This is a genomic window from Curtobacterium sp. MCBD17_030 (assembly GCF_003224255.1).
In the GTDB taxonomy this organism is placed as follows: domain Bacteria; phylum Actinomycetota; class Actinomycetes; order Actinomycetales; family Microbacteriaceae; genus Curtobacterium.
In genome coordinates this window covers 14,851-30,221 of sequence record NZ_QKLI01000004.1, presented here as the reverse complement: position 1 = coordinate 30,221, position 15,371 = coordinate 14,851, and the positions used below count along the sequence as shown (strand labels likewise).

Below are 15,371 nucleotides of genomic sequence, written 5' to 3'. Positions count from 1 at the left end.
ACGAGCGGGTGCGCTCAGGCCTTCTTGGCCCGCGACGGCTGCACGCGCGGCGGCTCGCCCGGCATCTTCGGGAAGTCGGGCGGGAACGGCAGTTCGCCGAGCCCGTCCTCCAGGTCACGCCGCCACCACTCGAGCAGTGGGTCGATGCTCCGGGGCTCGGCCGACATCGACTCCCACGGGTCCCCGGTCGTGTCGAGCCTCGTGGGCACGGTCAGGATCGTGAACGCCGCGGGGTCGGCGTCATCGAGTTCGTCCCAGGCCAGCGGCGTCGACACCGCCGCGTTCGGCAGCGCCCGCGGGCTGTAGGCGCCGGCCATCGTCCGGTCGCGGTTCGCCTGGTTGAAGTCGACGAAGATCCGCGAGCCGCGCTCCTCCTTCCACCAGGCGGTCGTGACCTGCTCGGGCATCCGCCGTTCGAGTTCGCGGGCGGCGGCGATCACCGCGTGTCGGACGTCCAGGAACTCGTACGCGGGTTCGATCGGGGCGAAGACGTGCAGTCCACGGTTGCCGCTGGTCTTCACCCATGCCTCCAGTCCGACCTCGGCCAGGACCTTCCGCAGCTCGTGGGCGGCGGGGACGGCGTCGTGGAAGTCGGTGCCCGGCTGCGGGTCCAGGTCGATGCGGAGCTGGTCCGGGTGGTCGCTGTCCTCCGCTCGGGAGGCCCAGGGGTGGAACACGACGGTGTTCATCTGCGCTGCCCACACCGCGACGGCCGGTTCGTCGATCACGAGCTGCGGGTGGCTCCGAGCGCTCGGGTAGGTGACCGGCACCGCCCGCACGTACTCGGGAGCGCCCTTCGGCGGGTTCTTCGAGAAGAACTGCTCGCCGTCGACGCCGTCCGGGAACCGCTGCAGTGAGATCGGTCGGTCGCCGTTGGCACGGACGAAGCCGTCCCCCACGGCCACCAGGTACCGGGCCAGATCGAGCTTGGTGATGCCGAGGTCCGGCCACAGCACGCGGGACGGACTGGAGATCCGGACCTCCCGCTCGCCGTCGGGTCCGGGCACGGTGAGCGTCGTCGCCGGTGTCGCCATGCAGCGGAACCTACTCCGACGGCGGGAGCACGGGACGGACCGGGACCGGACCCGGCAGGATGGACCGGTGACCGCGTACCTCGGGGTGGACCTGGCCTGGGGTCTCGGCACCGAACGACGTGCTCCGAACGAGACCGGTCTGGCCGCGCTCGACGGGGACGGCCGGGTGACGGACGCCGGTTGGGCCCGAGGCGTCGACGACGTCACCGCCTGGATCGCCGGACGGCTCGGCCCCCGGACCCTGATCGCGGTCGACGCGTCGCTCGTCGTCACGAACCCGACGGGCATCCGTGCGTCCGAACGCCAGGTCGGGCAGCGGTACGGCCGGTGGAAGGTCGCCGCGAACCCGACCAACCTGGCCTCGGCCGCGAGCGCCGGGGCGCGGCTGCTCGACCGGCTGACTGCCCTGGGCGTGACGTACGTCAGCGACACCGCTGCCATGCACGCCCGGACCGCCCCGGCGGTGTTCGAGTGCTACCCGTACACGACGCTGGTCGGGGTGGAGGAGTTCGGCTACGACGACGAACGGCCCCGCTACAAGCGGCTCGACACGTCCGTACCCCCGACCGTCGCACGGCAGCGCCGAGCGGAGGCGTTCGACGAACTCGTCCGACGCATGCGCACCACGGCGTTCGACCCGCCGCTCGACCTCGACGCGCACCCGCTCACCCGCGACCTCCGCGACCCGTCCGTGCTGCACGGGCCGACGCACAAGCACCGCGAGGACCTGCTCGACGGCGTCCTCTGCGCCTGGACGGCGTCCTTCTGGGAGCGACATGGTGACGAACGGGTGCAGGTGCTGGGTGGCGATCCGGGCCTCCCGTCCGACCCGCTCGACGCGCAGGGCCGGTTGCCGGCCCTCGTCGCCCCCGCGCGCCGGTCGCAGCGTCCCGCTCGCTAGGCTGGGCCGGTGAGCACCACGACCGAACCGTTGCGCATCGGGCTGGTCTCGTTGCACACCTCCCCCGGCGACGAACCCGGGTCCGGTGAGGTCGGCGGCATGAACGTCGTGGTCCGGCACCAGGCCGAAGCCCTGGCAGACCGCGGTCACCAGGTCGACATCATCACCCGCCGCTCGGCGCCGACGCAGCCGGAATCCGTCGCCCTCGTGCCCGGCGTGTGCCTGCGGTTCCTGTCGGCCGGTCCCGCCGAGCCGGTCCCCAAGGGCGAGCACGACGCCTTCATCGAACCGTTCCGCCGGGGCCTGACAGCGCTCGGGCCGTTCGACGTCCTGCACTCGCACCACTGGTTCTCCGGCGCCGCGGCCCTGCCCGTCGCCCGCGACCGCGGCGTCCCGCACGTCCAGTCGTTCCACTCGATCGCCGCTGACAGCGCGACACCGCTCTCCGAGGGTGAGCGCCCGGAGTCCGCTGGTCGGATGGCCGGCGAAGAACGCCTCGCGCGCGAGTCCGACGCCGTGGTCGTCGTCAGCGAAGCCGAGGCCCACACGGTCCGCGCCCGACTCGGTGGCGACCCCGCGCGAGTCTGGATCGTGCCGCCGGGGGTCGACGGATCGGTGTTCCGACCGGCCAGCGTCGGCGCACGCCGAGCGACCGCCCCCTACGTGGTCGCCGCGGCCCGCGTGCAGCCACTCAAGGGCCTCGACCTGGCGATCGAGGCCATCGCCGGGATCGACCAGGAGGCCCGCCCCACCCTCGTCATCGCCGGGGACGCCTCGAGCGAAGCGGGCGACCACGTGAGCGAACTGCGTCGGCTCGCCGAGTCGCGGGGCATCGCCGACCGCGTCACCTTCATCGGACCCCAATCGCGTGCCGACCTGGCGTTCCTGTTCCGCGGAGCAGCGGCCGTGCTGGTGCCGTCGCACTCCGAGACGTACGGCCTGGTGGCGCTCGAGGGCTCGGCATCCGGGGTGCCCGTCGTGGCCGCCGCCGCCGGAGGCCTCCGCGAAGCCGTGGTCGACGGCGAGACCGGGGTGGTCCTCGAGTCCCGCGACCCCGCGGTCTGGGCGTCGCAGATCCAGCGCATCCTGACCGAGCCGGAGTACGCCGCTGCCCTGGCCTCGGCCGGGCGGGAGCACGCCGAACGTCTCAGCTGGGAGCGGTCGGCGGCCGGACTCGAGCAGGTCTACCTGCGGGTCCTCGGGCGCTGACGGAGCTGCTCGTGTCGGACCCGGTGCTCGACCCCGCGCTCGACCTCACCGCGTTCTGGGACGCCCTCGACGGTGTGCCGACCGCTGCCGATGCCGAGGCGCTGTTCGTCGCGGGCGGTTCCGATCCGGGCTCGCGCGCGGCCGGTGCGCTGCGGCGGGCGAACCTCGACCGCTACCTGCAGCGCTTCGGACCCGCGGCCGAAACGATCCTGGTCGCCGAGGCACCCGGCTGGCGCGGCATGACGAACACCGGCATCCCGTTCACGAGCATGCGGGAGTTGCAGGACCCCGACGGGCTGTTCGCCGACGTGCCCTTCGCGCTGCCGCCCGAGCCGACGGCCCCGTGGGAGGCGTCCTCCCGGGTCGTGCACGCTGCGCTGCGCGGCTGGCACGGCCCCCTGCCGGTGCTCTGGGCGGTGTTCCCGCACCACCCGTTCGTCGCCCCGGACCGGCTGACGAACCGGACGCCGCGTCCGGCCGAGGTCCGCGACGGTGCCCCGGTCGCGCTCGCGCTGGCCGAGGCGGTGGGCGCCCGGCGGTTCGTCGCGGTCGGACGGAAGGCACAGGGAGCACTCGCGAGCGCCGGCATCGACGCGATCGCGGTCCGGCACCCGGCACAGGGCGGTGCGACGCAGTTCACACAGCAGTTGGCGGCACTGCGCTGACGCAGACGGTTGCCCGTGCCGGTCAGTGCCGGTTGCCGTGCCGGTCAGTGGCGGTTGCCGTGCCGCTCAGTGCCGGTTGCCGTGCCGGTCGGTGCCGGTTGCCGTGCCGGTCAGGCCGACCGGACCTCGACGCCCTTCGCGGCGAGCGCGTCCGACACGTGCGCCGGCAGCGGAGCCGCCGCGTAGACGACCTTGAGCGACGGCAGGTCGACGAGGTCGTCCCAGTTCTGCGGGTCGTAGCGGTCGTCGGAGCCGTCCCAGCCCGGGTGCAGGTCCTGCAGGATCTCGAGGTCCGAGTCCACCGTCAGTTCGGTGACCAGGTCGAGCTGCGACGGCAGCAGGTCGAGGTCGTCGTAGTACTCACGGGCCCGGTCGTCCTGGCCGTCCACGTCCTCGTCGTCCACCACCGCGTCCTCGTCGTCGTCGTCCCCGTCGTAGGGCTCGATGACGTCCAGGTCGTAGCAGAGCACGTCGAGGACGAGCAGCTTCGCGTTGAAGTCCGCGAACTCGATCGGTTCTTCGGTGGTCGTCGACGCCTCGTCCATGCAGGGCAGCGTATCGACCGGCCGCTGGCCCTGTCCGCCCCGACCGATTTTGCTGTGGGACTGGACAGGAACGGTTCAGCAGGAACAGGGTGATGCATGGCGACCACGACGAAGACCGAGCGCGACCCGGGGCAGCAGACCGAGCTCCGCCGTGTGATCGGTCCGAAACTCCTGCTCCTGTTCATCGTCGGGGACATCCTCGGCACCGGCGTGTACGCCCTCACCGGGCAGGTCGCGGCCGAGGTCGGCGGGGCCGCGTGGCTGCCGTTCCTCATCGCGTTCTCGGTGGCGCTGCTCACGGCGTTCTCGTACCTCGAGCTCGTGACGAAGTACCCGCAGACGGCGGGTGCGGCGCTCTACGTGCACAAGGCGTTCGGCGTCCACTTCGTCACGTTCATCGTGACGTTCATCGTGATGTGTTCCGGCATCACCTCGGCGTCGACGGCGTCCCGGGCGTTCGCCGCGAACCTGGGCGTCGGGTTCGGCCTGGAGCTGCCGAACACCGTCGTGATGCTCATCGCGATGGGCTTCATGCTCGCCGTGATGGCGGTGAACTTCCGTGGCGTCAGCGAGAGCGTGAAGACGAACGTGGTGCTGACCCTCGTCGAGCTCTCGGGTCTGGTGCTCGTGATCCTGGTCGGTTTCACCGCGATCGCCGGTGGCAACGCGGACTTCTCCCGCGTGGTGATGTTCGAGACGCCCGAGGACAAGAGCCTGCTGCTGAGCATCTCGACCGCGACGTCCCTGGCGTTCTTCGCGATGGTCGGTTTCGAGGACTCGGTGAACATGGCCGAGGAGACCAAGGACCCGTCGCGGATCTTCCCCCGCGTCATGCTGACGGGCCTCGGCATCACCGCCGTGATCTACGTCCTGGTGTCGATCTGCGCCGTGGCCGTCGTGCCGATCGGTGAGCTGGCCGGCAACGAGACGCCGCTGGTCACCGTCGTGCAGACCGCCGCGCCGGACTTCCCGATCGGTGCCGTCCTGCCGTTCATCTCGATGTTCGCCGTCGCCAACACCGCGCTGATCAACATGATGATGGCGTCCCGGCTGCTGTACGGCATGAGCAAGCAGGGCGTGCTGCCGGGCTTCCTCGGCCGGGTCTCCCCCGCGCGCCGCACCCCGTCGAACGCGATCGTCTTCACGACCCTGATCTCGCTGGCCCTGATCGGCTGGGTGTCGCTCGACCCGGAGTCACCGATCGTGGTGATCCTCGGCGGGACGACCTCGCTGCTGCTGCTCGCGGTGTTCGCGGTGGTGAACACCTCGGTGCTGGTGCTCCGCCGCGACCGGGTCGGCCACCGGCACTTCAAGGCCGGGGTCGTGATCCCGGTGATCGGCATCGTCGCCTGCCTGTGGCTCGTACTGCCGTTCTCGTCCGGCCGCGCGTGGGAGCAGTACCAGATCGCCGGTGCGCTGCTGGCGCTCGGCATCGTGCTCTGGCTCGTGACGTGGTTCACCCACGGTCGGAAGACCGCCGAGAAGGCGCCGACCGGAGTCGTGACGGAACCGACTGCCGTGCAGCGGAACGCCCGGGAGGACCACGATCGCTGACACCGGCCACTGACACCGGCCGCTGACCCGCTCCACCGTGGCGACGCAGGAGGCCCGGCACCCGCACGGGTGCCGGGCCTCTCTGGCTACCGGACGTCAGCTCCGGCGGGCCGGCATCCCGAGGGGACCGGGCGTGCGCTCGACGGCACGGACGGCGAGCGCACGCATCCAGTCGAGTCGCTTGCCCGGCCACCCGTGCACCAGGACCGTCCACTGCTCCGGCAGCGCCGACGCCCCGGCGAGCGCCCCGGCCAGTCCGCCGGTGATCGCGGCGACGGTGTCGGTGTCCCCGCCGCCGCGGACCGCACGTTCGAGGGTGTCCACGACGCCGTCGCCGAGGGTGATCGCGGCGACCGCGGCCTGCAGCGACGCGACGACCCATCCGTTGCGGGCGGTGTGGTCCTCGGGTGTCGAGGACTCGGCCTCGGCGATCCGGTCGAGCCACAGGGTCCGGCGCTCCCGCGGCAGCATCGGCACACCGCGTCGGACGTCGAGCCGGCCCCGGCGGATCGCGTGCCGGATCGCCACGGTCCAGAGGACGCAGGCGTCCCCGGCGTCGTCCTCGTGGTGGGTGAGGTCGCTGACCCGTCGGGCGGCGACGGCGAGGGGCTTCTTCGCGCCGTCACCGAGGAACCCGAGCACGAGCGGCGTCGTCCGCATCAGCGACCCGTTGCCCGCCGACTGCCCGTTCTGCTCGTGCACGGCGCGGGCGGCGGCCTTCGCGGCGTCCTCGGTGTTGGCCGACATCCGCCCGAGCACCGCCCGGGTCTGCGCACCGACGTCCGGCGCGTCCTGCGCCCAGTCGGACCAGGCCGCGAGCAGCCGCCCGTGGGTGCGGGGTTCGTTCCACCGGGCGCCGTTCGCGACCGCTTCCAGCACCGGGATCGCCATGCTGGTGTCGTCGGTCCACTCCCCGGGTTCCCACCCGAAGGGGCCGCCGCCGCGCATCTCGACGGGGCGGTCGGCGGCCCGTGCCGGGCCGAACTCGTACGGTGCCCCCAGGGCGTCCCCGCACGCACTCGCCAACACGGCGCCGAGCGCCCGGTCCTGCATCGCTGTGTCCATGGTTCCCTCCGCGCTCCACGCTAGTGCCGCGAACCGGGGGCATGTCGGCACGTGTGTCGTCCAGTCGGAACGCCTAGCCTCGTCGTACCGGACTCCGGTCCGGCCCGCTCCAGCCCGCCGAGGCCCCAACCCCGCTCCAGCGCGGACCGCTCCGGCCCGCCGAGGCGCCCCACCCCGCTCCACCTGACGAAGGACCGCACCATGCGCCGTGCCGGCATCGCACTCGCGTCGGTCTTCGGCGTCGGTGTGGTCGCCGCGGTCATCGGGGTCATCGTCCTGATCGTCGTCGCGGTGAACTCGTTGAGCGGGCTGGCGTCGTCCTCGGCGACACCCCGGGCGCTCACCTGCCCGGCCGCGGCTGCGCAGACCGTCGGTGGCGTCGTGGTGCCGGCAGGGCCGGTCGGTGGCTTCTGCCAGGACCGTCTGGTGAACGCCGCGCAGGTGATCCGGGCCGCTCGTGACCTGGGCATCGGCCCGCACACCCAGGCGGTCGGCGTGATGACCGCGATCGGCGAGTCCGGGCTCGTGAACCTGGACCGTGGCGACGCCGTCGGTCCGGACAGCCGCGGGATCTTCCAGCAGCGGGACAACGGCGCCTGGGGCACGTACGAGCAGCGGATGGACCCGTACACCGCGGCGTCGATGTTCTACGCGAAGCTCGTCAAGGTGCCCGGGTGGAAGACCATGACGCCGACGCAGATGGCGCACGCGGTGCAGGTGAACGCCGACCCCGACCACTACGCGAAGTACTGGCCGACGGCGAAGCGCGTGGTCGAGGGCCTGACCGGCGAGACCGTCCCGGACGCGGCGCCCCAGAACTGACCGGCACAGGGCTGACGAGCACGGGGCTGAGCCCGGGCCGTTCACGCCGCTGCCGAAGCGACCGGCTTGTCGTCGTCGAGCTCCACCATGGACGCCCCGTCGTCGTGCACCACGACCTGCCCGCGCAGTCGTACATCGTGTTCGTCGAGGGTGCAGGCCATCGCGTCGACCCATTCCCAGTCGACCGGGAACAACCCCGTGGCACCCGGCCGTTCCCAGGCGAGGACGACCTCCGCCGCGCCGACCTGTCGGACGACGTCCTCGACCAGGGCGCCGAAGTCCTCGACCTGGTCGTCGGGTTGGTACGGCAGGTCGGCGACGGGCAGCACGAGCTGCACCGGGATGCCGCGGGCGCTGAGGAACAGCACCCAGCACTGTCGTCGGACAGGGGTCTCGAGGAGCGCGACGACGAGGTCGACCACGTCGTCGTCGGTACGGACTGCGGTTCGCTCGAGTCGCTCGAGCACATCGGTGTCTGGCATGCCCCGAGCCTGGCCGTCCACCCTGCTCCCGCGGAGGCCGGAGCACCTCGCTGTGGACAACGACCACCAAGCCCAGGGATGTGCAGGACCGATCAGATCCCGATCGAGACCGCCCCGCCGGCCAGCAGCCGTGCCACGACGAAGACCACCACGAGCACCCCGAGCCCGAGGAGCGCCACCGGCCAGGTCAGGCGCCGGCGCACCAGCCGGAGCACGCACAGCACGAGGGTGACGAGGAACACCAGGGCGACGACCACCGGGCCGAGCGTCACGACCGTGCCGCCGAGCCCTTCGTCGCACCGGTTGCCGGGCGCGTCGCACGACCCGAACGAGAGCGCCATGAACTGGATCCCGCGACTCGCGACGACGGTCGCGACCGCACCGAGCAGCAGTAGGACGACGGTCGCGACCACGTCGGCGACGCGACGGCCACCGCGCAGGCCGGGACGGGCCTCCCGGCCGCCGGCAGGACCCGAACCGGACCGCCCGTCGTCGCCCGCGCGTGTCACGACCGATCCCCGATCACGGTGCCGGCCAGGACGGGGACGGTGCCGGCCAGGACGCCGAGGAGGGAACGCATGGTCCCCATCGTGCCTCCTCCTGAGCGCACGCGTTCGACGGTACGGTCGGGACATGGCCCGCGCACGCGACCACGAACCCCCGGCCGCCCCCGCCACCGCAGCCGTGCTGCTGGGCGGCTTCGCGTTCCTGCAGGGGTTGATCCTGCCCGCCGAGGCCGTCGGCCGGAACCTCGCGATCGGCTTCCTCTTCGGCGGTCTGGGACTCCTCTCGGCTTGGCGAGCAGTCACCATCGGCCGCGGCCGCCGACACCGTGGGGCCCGACGGTGGGCATGGGCCGCAGCCGTCCTCGGCCTGCTCGGCGTCGGCATGCTCGGTTACCAGGGTCTGGTCATCCTGACCGGCGGGGCGCTCCCGCCGCCGTTCTGGTGGCCGTACGCGCAACGCTGACGGTCCGTCACGCGGGCAGGTCGGCCGACCGGGAGGCCCGTGCTCCGCCCGTTTCGATGCGCCTGGAACGACCGGTACCGTCCCGCCGGAACGGGTGCAGGATGGCCGCATGGCAACGACGCCGAACCCCTCGACCCTGTTCCGACGGAAGCCGATCGACACCATCGACGACGACTCCGGGAGCGAGGGCGGCCTGAAGCGGCACCTCGGCCTCTGGCAGCTCACCGCGATCGGCATCGGCGGCATCATCGGCGCCGGGATCTTCACCCTCGCCGGTACGGTCGCGAATGGTGTCGCCGGACCCGCCGTCCTCATCTCGTTCCTCGTCGCCGGCGTCGCGAGTGCTGCGGCAGCGCTGTCGTACGCGGAGTTCGCGGGGCTCATCCCGAAGGCCGGCAGTGCGTACACGTACGGGTACGCGGTGCTCGGCGAGATCGTCGGCTGGTTCATCGGCTGGGACCTGCTGCTCGAGTACACGGCGATCGTGGCGGTGGTCGCGATCGGCATCTCCGGCTACGTCGGGTTCCTGGTCGGCCAGTTCGGCATCGACCTGCCCGCCTGGATGCTCGGCGCGCCCGGCACCGGCGACGGCCACGTCGTCGACGTCTTCGCGATCGCGCTCTGCCTGCTCACCGCGTTCGTCCTCACCCGGGGCATCCGGAGCGCCGCACGCTTCGAGTTCGTCGCGGTCGGGATCAAGGTCGCGCTCGTCGTCCTGATCGTCGTGCTCGGGGTGTTCCACATCGACAGCGCGAACTACTCTCCGTACTTCCCGTTCGGGTTCGGCGGTGTGATGACCGGCGCCGCGACCGTGTTCTTCGCCGTGTTCGGGTACGACGCGATGTCGACCGCTGCCGAGGAGTCCACGGACGCCCGCAAGCACATGCCGAAGGCGATCCTGCTGTCCCTCGGCATCTCGATGGTGCTCTACGTCCTCGCCACGATCGTGCTGACCGGGATGCAGGACTACGAGGACATCGACCCGGCGTCCGGGTTCTCGTCGGCGTTCGCGTCGGTCGGGCTCGGAGGCGTCGCGAACGTCATCGCGATCGGTGCCATCGTCGGCATCGTCACCGTCCTGGTGACGTTCATGCTCGGCGCCTCGCGCGTCTGGTTCTCGATGAGCCGCGACGGGCTGATGCCGAAGTGGTTCGCGAAGACGGATCCGAAGCGGCACGTGCCGACCCGGGTCACCTGGATCCTCGGCATCGCGTCGGCCGTCCTGGCCGGGGTGCTGCCGATCGGGGTCGTCGCCGAACTGACCAACATCGGCATCCTGCTCGCGTTCGTCGTGGTCTGCACCGCGGTCATCGTGCTCCGCTACCGGCAGCCGGACCTCGACCGGCAGTTCCGGGTGCCCTTCATGCCGGTCGTGCCCGCCATCGGCGTGCTGGCGTCACTGTGGCTCGTCTCGTTCCTGCAGTGGGAGACGTGGGTGCGGTTCGCGGTGTGGTTCGCGATCGGGCTCGGCGTGTACTTCGGGTACTCGCGGAAGCACAGCACGCTCGCCCAGCCCGCGGACCACTGACCGCAGACGTCTGCCCCCAGACCACAGCGACCCGACCATCCAGGGGGTGGTCGGGTCGCTGCGTGCGGCGGTGCGCGGTGTCAGTCGCGTCGGTGCTTGCCGAGCGAGGCCGTCGGCGCTGCCATCGGGTGGTTGCGGAACCAGCGCAGCAGTTCCCGCGCTCGGCTCGCATCGGCGCTGGCGTCGCCGGAGGTCAGGAACTCGTCGAACCCCTCGGGCGGCTCGACCTGCTCGTCGCGGTCGAACGCCATCGTCCACTCCGGGAACCGACGGGTGTGGATCGACTCCTCCACCAGCAGTCGGACCTCGTCGTGCCGCGGATCGGCGATGATGCGTCCGTAGGTGGCGATGACGGCGTCGTGCGGACCCTCCAGCAGCTGCATGAACCGACCGGAGCGGTGCACGAGCATGCCGGTGAGACCGTCGGCGGTGTTCCGCTCGCGCGAGCGGGCCAGGACCTCATCGAGGGCGGGGTCGTCGAACGGCTGGGTGGCCGAGCTCATGTAGACGAGTGACTGCAGCATGATGCTCCCGATGATGTCTCACCAACGCGCATGCGAACCAGCCCCCGAACGGGCCTGACCCGATCCGGACGACGGCCCGGACAGCGCGGTGACCGCCTGCTACCGGGCCGCCAGCGCCGTGTACGGCACGACCTGGCCGTCCTCGGTGCACACGTGACGCTGCACCCCGGAATCCGTGATCGTCGTGTACTCGGGCGACCACCACGAGGCGGGGCCGTCCGCGACCTTCGGGAACGTGCCGCGCACGACGTCACCGGTCTCCTCGGGTTCCCCGTCGACCTCGACCTCGTCGGCTTCCGGGTCGTCCGTCGTGCCGTAGTTCCGCAGCACGTCCCGGTCCCAGCTCATGAGCATGCCGGCGTAGGCCTGCCGGTCGTCGTCGTCGACCTGCACGCTGTAGGACGTCCGGTCGTCGGAAGCGTCCCGCGGGACACCCCGGAACTCGATCGTGTACGAGTCGGCGGTCTCGGTCATCGAGACCGTTCCGCCGTCGGTCCCGAGCAGTTCGCAGGTCGCCTTGCCCGGCGTCCCGGCCGCGCGCGTCGGCGTCGGCGTGCCCTCGGCGGTCTCCGTGTCCCCGCCGCCCGCGCAGCCGGTCAGTGCGACCGCGGCGAGCAGCGCCACGACGACCCCGGTCGCGCCCTGCTGGATGCTCTTCATCGACATGTGTTCCCCCTCGTCTCCTGCGCCCCTCCGGCGCTCGTCCGACCGTACCAACGCCACCCGGACGACGAGCGTCGGCGGGGCCTGGCACGATGTCCCTGTGCCAGCAGCCCCGATGATCGACGCCGTCGACGTCATCCGCTTCGTCGGGCCGCAGACCTTCGGCCGCGCCCGTGACGTCGTGCGCGCCGGCCTGGTCGAGGAAGCCACCTGGCACGAGGACGGCACGATCACCGCGACGGTCAGCGGGAGCGCCGCCGACCCGTACGACGTGCAGGTCGAGACGACCATCGCCCGTGGCGAGTTCGTCCGTCCGGTCCGCAGCCGCTGCACCTGCCCGCTCGGCGGCGAGTGCAAGCACGTCGCCGCCGCACTCCTCACCATCAACGCCCGTGCCCTCGCCGCGCAGGCCGGGCCCCGCGCGCAGCCGCCCACCCCGCCGACCCCGGACTGGAGGCGCGACCTCGCCCGCCTCGCCGGTGACGACGACGGGACCACCCGCTCCGGCACCGTGCCTGCGAGTGGCGGGATGGGCCTCCAGTTCGAACTCCGCGACGCGGTGCCGGCCCGACTCGCCGGACGTGCCCGTGCTGCGGGCCGGACGATGCCCGTCGCCAGTCGGGCGGTGCGCCTCGGCGTGCGACCGGTCAGCCGGAGTGCGGCGGGCAACTGGGTGCGCGGGCAGCTCACCTGGGGCGCGCTGCCCTACTCGATGAACCGGCTGGGACTCGAGCCGGACCAGCACGCGTGGTTCATGCAGTTCCAGGCGCTGCACCGGGCGGGTGTGCTCGCGGGGCTGCCCGGGGAGAGCGACTGGATCCACCTCGACGACTTCCGCAGTCCGCTCCTCTGGCCGCTGCTGCGACAGGCCGAGCCGCTCGGCATCGCGTTCGTCACCGGCAAGCGGGAGGGCGGGGTCGACCTCGGCCTCGACGCCCGGGTCCTGCTCGACGCGGCCCGGACCGCCGAGGGGCTGCTGATCGGCGCGAGCGCGGTGATCGACGGGCGTCCGCTCGCCGAGGGCACCGCGCGGGTCGTCGGCGACCACGGCGTGTACGCGTTCCGTGAGTCGCCCGAGTTCCGCGTGACGCTCGCCCCGACCGCTGCACCCGTGCCGGAGGACCAGCGGAAGATGCTCGTCGAGGCATCACGCATCACCGTCCCCGCGGACGAGGTCGACGAGTTCCTGGCCGACTGGTCGCCGAAGCTCCGCGGATCCCTCGGACTCGTCAGCTCCGACGGGTCACTCGAGCTGCCGGAACGGACGCCACCGGAACTCGTGCTCACCGTGACGTTCGAACCGGCCCGGGCGCCGCGGACCGACGACCGGGCGCACCTGCAGTGGCGCTGGAGCGTCGACGGCCGGAAGGACCCGGTGTCCCTGCACGGGCCGCTGCCGGAACTCGGCAGCGTGCTCGCGGCGGACGACGAGACGCAGGCGTCCGAGCCTCCCGGGCCCGGTGGCGGACTCGAGTGGTTCCAGGACGGGACCATCGACGGGGCCGACGTCGCCGTGCTCGCCAACGAGCTGCTGCCCGCACTGCCCGCACTCGGCGTCCGCGTCCTGGTGCAGGGCGAGCGTGTCGACTACGAGCGCCTGACCGGGCGGCCGCACATCCGCGTCACGACGATGCCGTCGGACAAGCACGACTGGTTCGACCTCGGCATCTTCGTCAGCGTGAACGGCAAGGAGATCCCGTTCACGCCCCTGCTCCGGGCACTCGCCAAGCGCGACCGGCGGATGAAGCTGGTCGACAACTCGTACCTGTCGCTCGCCGACCCCGCGTTCGACCGTCTCAAGGAGGTCATCGAGGAAGCCCGCGAGCTCGACGAGTGGGAACCCGAGCAGCCGCTCACCGTGACGCCGTACCGGGCGGCGCTCTGGTCGGAGTTCGACCAGCTCGCCGACGAGACCGAGCACGACGAGCGGTGGAAGGAGATCGCCGGGCGCCTGCTCGACGCGACCGCCCCGGCCGACGCCGTCGTGCCGGCGACCGTGCACGCCGACCTCCGGCCGTACCAGCGCGACGGGTACGCGTGGCTGACGTTCCTGGTCGAACACGGCGTCGGCGGGGTGCTCGCCGACGACATGGGCCTGGGCAAGACGCTGCAGGCGCTCGCGATGATCGCCGACCGGCGGGCCGCCGACCCGGAGGCACCACCCTTCCTCGTCGTCGCGCCCACCTCGGTCGTCGGCAACTGGGCGGACGAAGCGGCGAAGTTCGTCCCGTCGCTGCGCGTCACCACGATCGCTGGCACCTCGCTGAAGGACCCCGCGCGGGTCGCCCGGACCGCCGCCGTGTCGGACGTCGTCGTCACCTCCTACGCCCTGCTCCGGCTCGACGCACCCGCCTACCTCGACCTCAGCTGGTCGGCGCTGCTCCTCGACGAGGCGCAGTTCGTGAAGAACCCGCAGTCGCAGACCCACCGCGTGGCCGCCGAACTCCGCGCCCCCGTGAAGATCGCGATCACCGGCACGCCGCTCGAGAACGGGCTCGCCGACCTGTGGGCACTGTTCGCGGTCGTCGCTCCCGGGCTGCTGTCGTCGTGGACGCGGTTCGGCGACGACTACGTCAAGCCGCTGGCCTCGACCGAGCTCCGCGGAGCGGCCCGCAAGGAGCTGACCGACCGACTCCGGCGACGCATCCGACCGCTCATGCTCCGGCGGACGAAGGAGAGCGTCGCCGCGGACCTGCCCGAGAAGGTCGAACAGGTCGTCCGGGTCACCCTCGACCCGGCACACCGCGACCTCTACGAGAAGACGCTGAACCGGGAGCGGCTCAAGGTCCTGGACCTCGTCGACGACCTGGACCGCAACCGGATGATCGTCTTCCGCTCGCTGACCCTGCTGCGGATGCTCGCCCTCTCCCCCGCACTCGTGTCGGACGACCACGGCGACGTGCCCAGCGCGAAGCTCGACCTGCTCCTCGACGAACTCGAGCAGCTCGCGGCCGAGGGGCGGCGTGCACTCGTGTTCAGCCAGTTCACCTCGTTCCTCAAGATGGTCTCCGCCGCCCTCGACGAACGCGGGGTCGCGTACGAGTACCTCGACGGCTCCACCCGGCGCCGAGGAGTCGTCATCGACCGCTTCCGGGACGGCACCGCCCCGGCGTTCCTCATCTCGCTCAAGGCCGGCGGGTTCGGGCTCACCCTGACCGAGGCCGACACCGTGTTCGTGCTCGATCCGTGGTGGAACCCGGCCGCCGAGAACCAGGCCGTCGACCGGACGCACCGCATCGGGCAGACCCGGTCCGTGACCGTCGAGCGGCTCATCGCGGAGGACACCATCGAGGAGAAGGTCCTGGCGCTCGCGCAGCGGAAGGCGCAGTTGTTCGCCACGATGATCGACGACGACGCGCCGTTCGCCGAGGGGTTGAGCGCCGAGGACATCCGATCACTGCTGGCCTGAC

Annotated in this window: 15 protein-coding genes; 8 read left to right on the top strand and 7 right to left on the bottom strand. The window is 71.9% G+C overall.

The window, feature by feature from the left end:
- Positions 1-14: 14 nt before the first annotated feature.
- A complete protein-coding gene (gene ligD / locus DEI89_RS05475; RefSeq protein ID WP_110903042.1) occupies positions 15-1,034 on the bottom strand; it encodes a non-homologous end-joining DNA ligase in 1,020 nt (339 codons plus the stop codon).
- A gap of 67 nt (positions 1,035-1,101) precedes the next feature.
- Here ligD and DEI89_RS05470 point away from each other — a divergent pair, with 67 nt between their 5' ends.
- From DEI89_RS05470 to DEI89_RS05460, 3 genes are read left to right on the top strand one after another with little or no spacing between them, the layout of a single operon-like run.
- Positions 1,102-1,935, top strand: coding sequence for a DUF429 domain-containing protein (locus tag DEI89_RS05470; RefSeq protein ID WP_181421511.1), 834 nt, complete (start codon positions 1,102-1,104; stop codon positions 1,933-1,935).
- Positions 1,936-1,944: 9 nt separating this feature from the next.
- Positions 1,945-3,144 (top strand): glycosyltransferase, encoded by a 1,200-nt coding sequence (locus tag DEI89_RS05465; RefSeq protein ID WP_110903041.1) that lies wholly within the window; start codon positions 1,945-1,947, stop codon positions 3,142-3,144.
- Between the two features lie 11 nt (positions 3,145-3,155).
- A complete protein-coding gene (locus tag DEI89_RS05460; RefSeq protein ID WP_258366239.1) occupies positions 3,156-3,809 on the top strand; it encodes a uracil-DNA glycosylase in 654 nt (217 codons plus the stop codon).
- A 110-nt stretch (positions 3,810-3,919) separates the two neighbouring features.
- Here DEI89_RS05460 and DEI89_RS05455 read toward each other — a convergent pair whose 3' ends face one another.
- Positions 3,920-4,354 (bottom strand): DUF6892 domain-containing protein, encoded by a 435-nt coding sequence (locus tag DEI89_RS05455; protein ID WP_110903040.1) that lies wholly within the window; start codon positions 4,352-4,354, stop codon positions 3,920-3,922.
- 96 nt (positions 4,355-4,450) lie between these two features.
- On the opposite strand from DEI89_RS05455, the gene DEI89_RS05450 reads away from it, so the two are divergent.
- On the top strand, positions 4,451-5,908 hold the full coding sequence (locus DEI89_RS05450) for an APC family permease (protein WP_110903039.1): 1,458 nt from the start codon (positions 4,451-4,453) through the stop codon (positions 5,906-5,908).
- Between the two features lie 96 nt (positions 5,909-6,004).
- Here the strand turns inward: DEI89_RS05450 and DEI89_RS05445 are convergent, their stop codons facing one another.
- Entirely contained in the window at positions 6,005-6,973 is a 969-nt protein-coding gene (locus DEI89_RS05445) for an ADP-ribosylglycohydrolase family protein (protein WP_110903038.1), read from the bottom strand.
- 201 nt (positions 6,974-7,174) lie between these two features.
- On the opposite strand from DEI89_RS05445, the gene DEI89_RS05440 reads away from it, so the two are divergent.
- Positions 7,175-7,795, top strand: a complete 621-nt coding sequence (locus tag DEI89_RS05440) for a hypothetical protein (RefSeq protein ID WP_110903037.1) — start codon at positions 7,175-7,177, stop codon at positions 7,793-7,795.
- A 41-nt stretch (positions 7,796-7,836) separates the two neighbouring features.
- Here the strand turns inward: DEI89_RS05440 and DEI89_RS05435 are convergent, their stop codons facing one another.
- Positions 7,837-8,277, bottom strand: a complete 441-nt coding sequence (locus DEI89_RS05435) for a hypothetical protein (protein ID WP_146236686.1) — start codon at positions 8,275-8,277, stop codon at positions 7,837-7,839.
- A gap of 92 nt (positions 8,278-8,369) precedes the next feature.
- Complete coding sequence (locus tag DEI89_RS05430; RefSeq protein ID WP_220033241.1) at positions 8,370-8,912, bottom strand: DUF6264 family protein; 543 nt, start codon at positions 8,910-8,912, stop codon at positions 8,370-8,372.
- Here DEI89_RS05430 and DEI89_RS05425 point away from each other — a divergent pair.
- Positions 8,911-9,246, top strand: coding sequence for a hypothetical protein (locus DEI89_RS05425; RefSeq protein WP_110903034.1), 336 nt, complete (start codon positions 8,911-8,913; stop codon positions 9,244-9,246). The genes DEI89_RS05430 and DEI89_RS05425 overlap by 2 nt on opposite strands.
- A gap of 109 nt (positions 9,247-9,355) precedes the next feature.
- Positions 9,356-10,774 carry an amino acid permease gene (locus DEI89_RS05420; RefSeq protein ID WP_110903033.1) on the top strand — a complete coding sequence of 473 codons (1,419 nt, stop codon included), beginning with the start codon at positions 9,356-9,358 and terminating at the stop codon, positions 10,772-10,774.
- Positions 10,775-10,854: 80 nt separating this feature from the next.
- On the opposite strand, the gene DEI89_RS05415 is transcribed toward DEI89_RS05420, so the two are convergent.
- Together DEI89_RS05415 and DEI89_RS05410 are read right to left on the bottom strand one after the other, a co-directional pair.
- On the bottom strand, positions 10,855-11,298 hold the full coding sequence (locus DEI89_RS05415) for a BLUF domain-containing protein (RefSeq protein ID WP_110903032.1): 444 nt from the start codon (positions 11,296-11,298) through the stop codon (positions 10,855-10,857).
- A 99-nt stretch (positions 11,299-11,397) separates the two neighbouring features.
- Positions 11,398-11,964 (bottom strand): hypothetical protein, encoded by a 567-nt coding sequence (locus DEI89_RS05410; RefSeq protein ID WP_146236685.1) that lies wholly within the window; start codon positions 11,962-11,964, stop codon positions 11,398-11,400.
- A gap of 97 nt (positions 11,965-12,061) precedes the next feature.
- Between DEI89_RS05410 and DEI89_RS05405 the strand changes: the two genes are divergently transcribed.
- Positions 12,062-15,370 carry a DEAD/DEAH box helicase gene (locus DEI89_RS05405; RefSeq protein ID WP_181421510.1) on the top strand — a complete coding sequence of 1,103 codons (3,309 nt, stop codon included), beginning with the start codon at positions 12,062-12,064 and terminating at the stop codon, positions 15,368-15,370.
- Position 15,371 lies beyond the last annotated feature (1 nt).

What these genes read in the sequence shown, in the direction of transcription:
- DEI89_RS05430 (WP_220033241.1), bottom strand. Translation starts at nt 8,912, where the DNA reads ATGTCCCGACCGTACCGTCGAACGCGTGCGCTCAGGAGGAGGCACGAT.
- DEI89_RS05445 (WP_110903038.1), bottom strand. Translation starts at nt 6,973, where the DNA reads ATGGACACAGCGATGCAGGACCGGGCGCTCGGCGCCGTGTTGGCGAGT.
- DEI89_RS05415 (WP_110903032.1), bottom strand. Translation starts at nt 11,298, where the DNA reads ATGCTGCAGTCACTCGTCTACATGAGCTCGGCCACCCAGCCGTTCGAC.
- DEI89_RS05455 (WP_110903040.1), bottom strand. Translation starts at nt 4,354, where the DNA reads ATGGACGAGGCGTCGACGACCACCGAAGAACCGATCGAGTTCGCGGAC.
- ligD (WP_110903042.1), bottom strand. Translation starts at nt 1,034, where the DNA reads ATGGCGACACCGGCGACGACGCTCACCGTGCCCGGACCCGACGGCGAG.
- DEI89_RS05420 (WP_110903033.1), top strand. Translation starts at nt 9,356, where the DNA reads ATGGCAACGACGCCGAACCCCTCGACCCTGTTCCGACGGAAGCCGATC.
- DEI89_RS05435 (WP_146236686.1), bottom strand. Translation starts at nt 8,277, where the DNA reads ATGCCAGACACCGATGTGCTCGAGCGACTCGAGCGAACCGCAGTCCGT.
- DEI89_RS05410 (WP_146236685.1), bottom strand. Translation starts at nt 11,964, where the DNA reads ATGTCGATGAAGAGCATCCAGCAGGGCGCGACCGGGGTCGTCGTGGCG.
- DEI89_RS05440 (WP_110903037.1), top strand. Translation starts at nt 7,175, where the DNA reads ATGCGCCGTGCCGGCATCGCACTCGCGTCGGTCTTCGGCGTCGGTGTG.
- DEI89_RS05425 (WP_110903034.1), top strand. Translation starts at nt 8,911, where the DNA reads ATGGCCCGCGCACGCGACCACGAACCCCCGGCCGCCCCCGCCACCGCA.
- DEI89_RS05450 (WP_110903039.1), top strand. Translation starts at nt 4,451, where the DNA reads ATGGCGACCACGACGAAGACCGAGCGCGACCCGGGGCAGCAGACCGAG.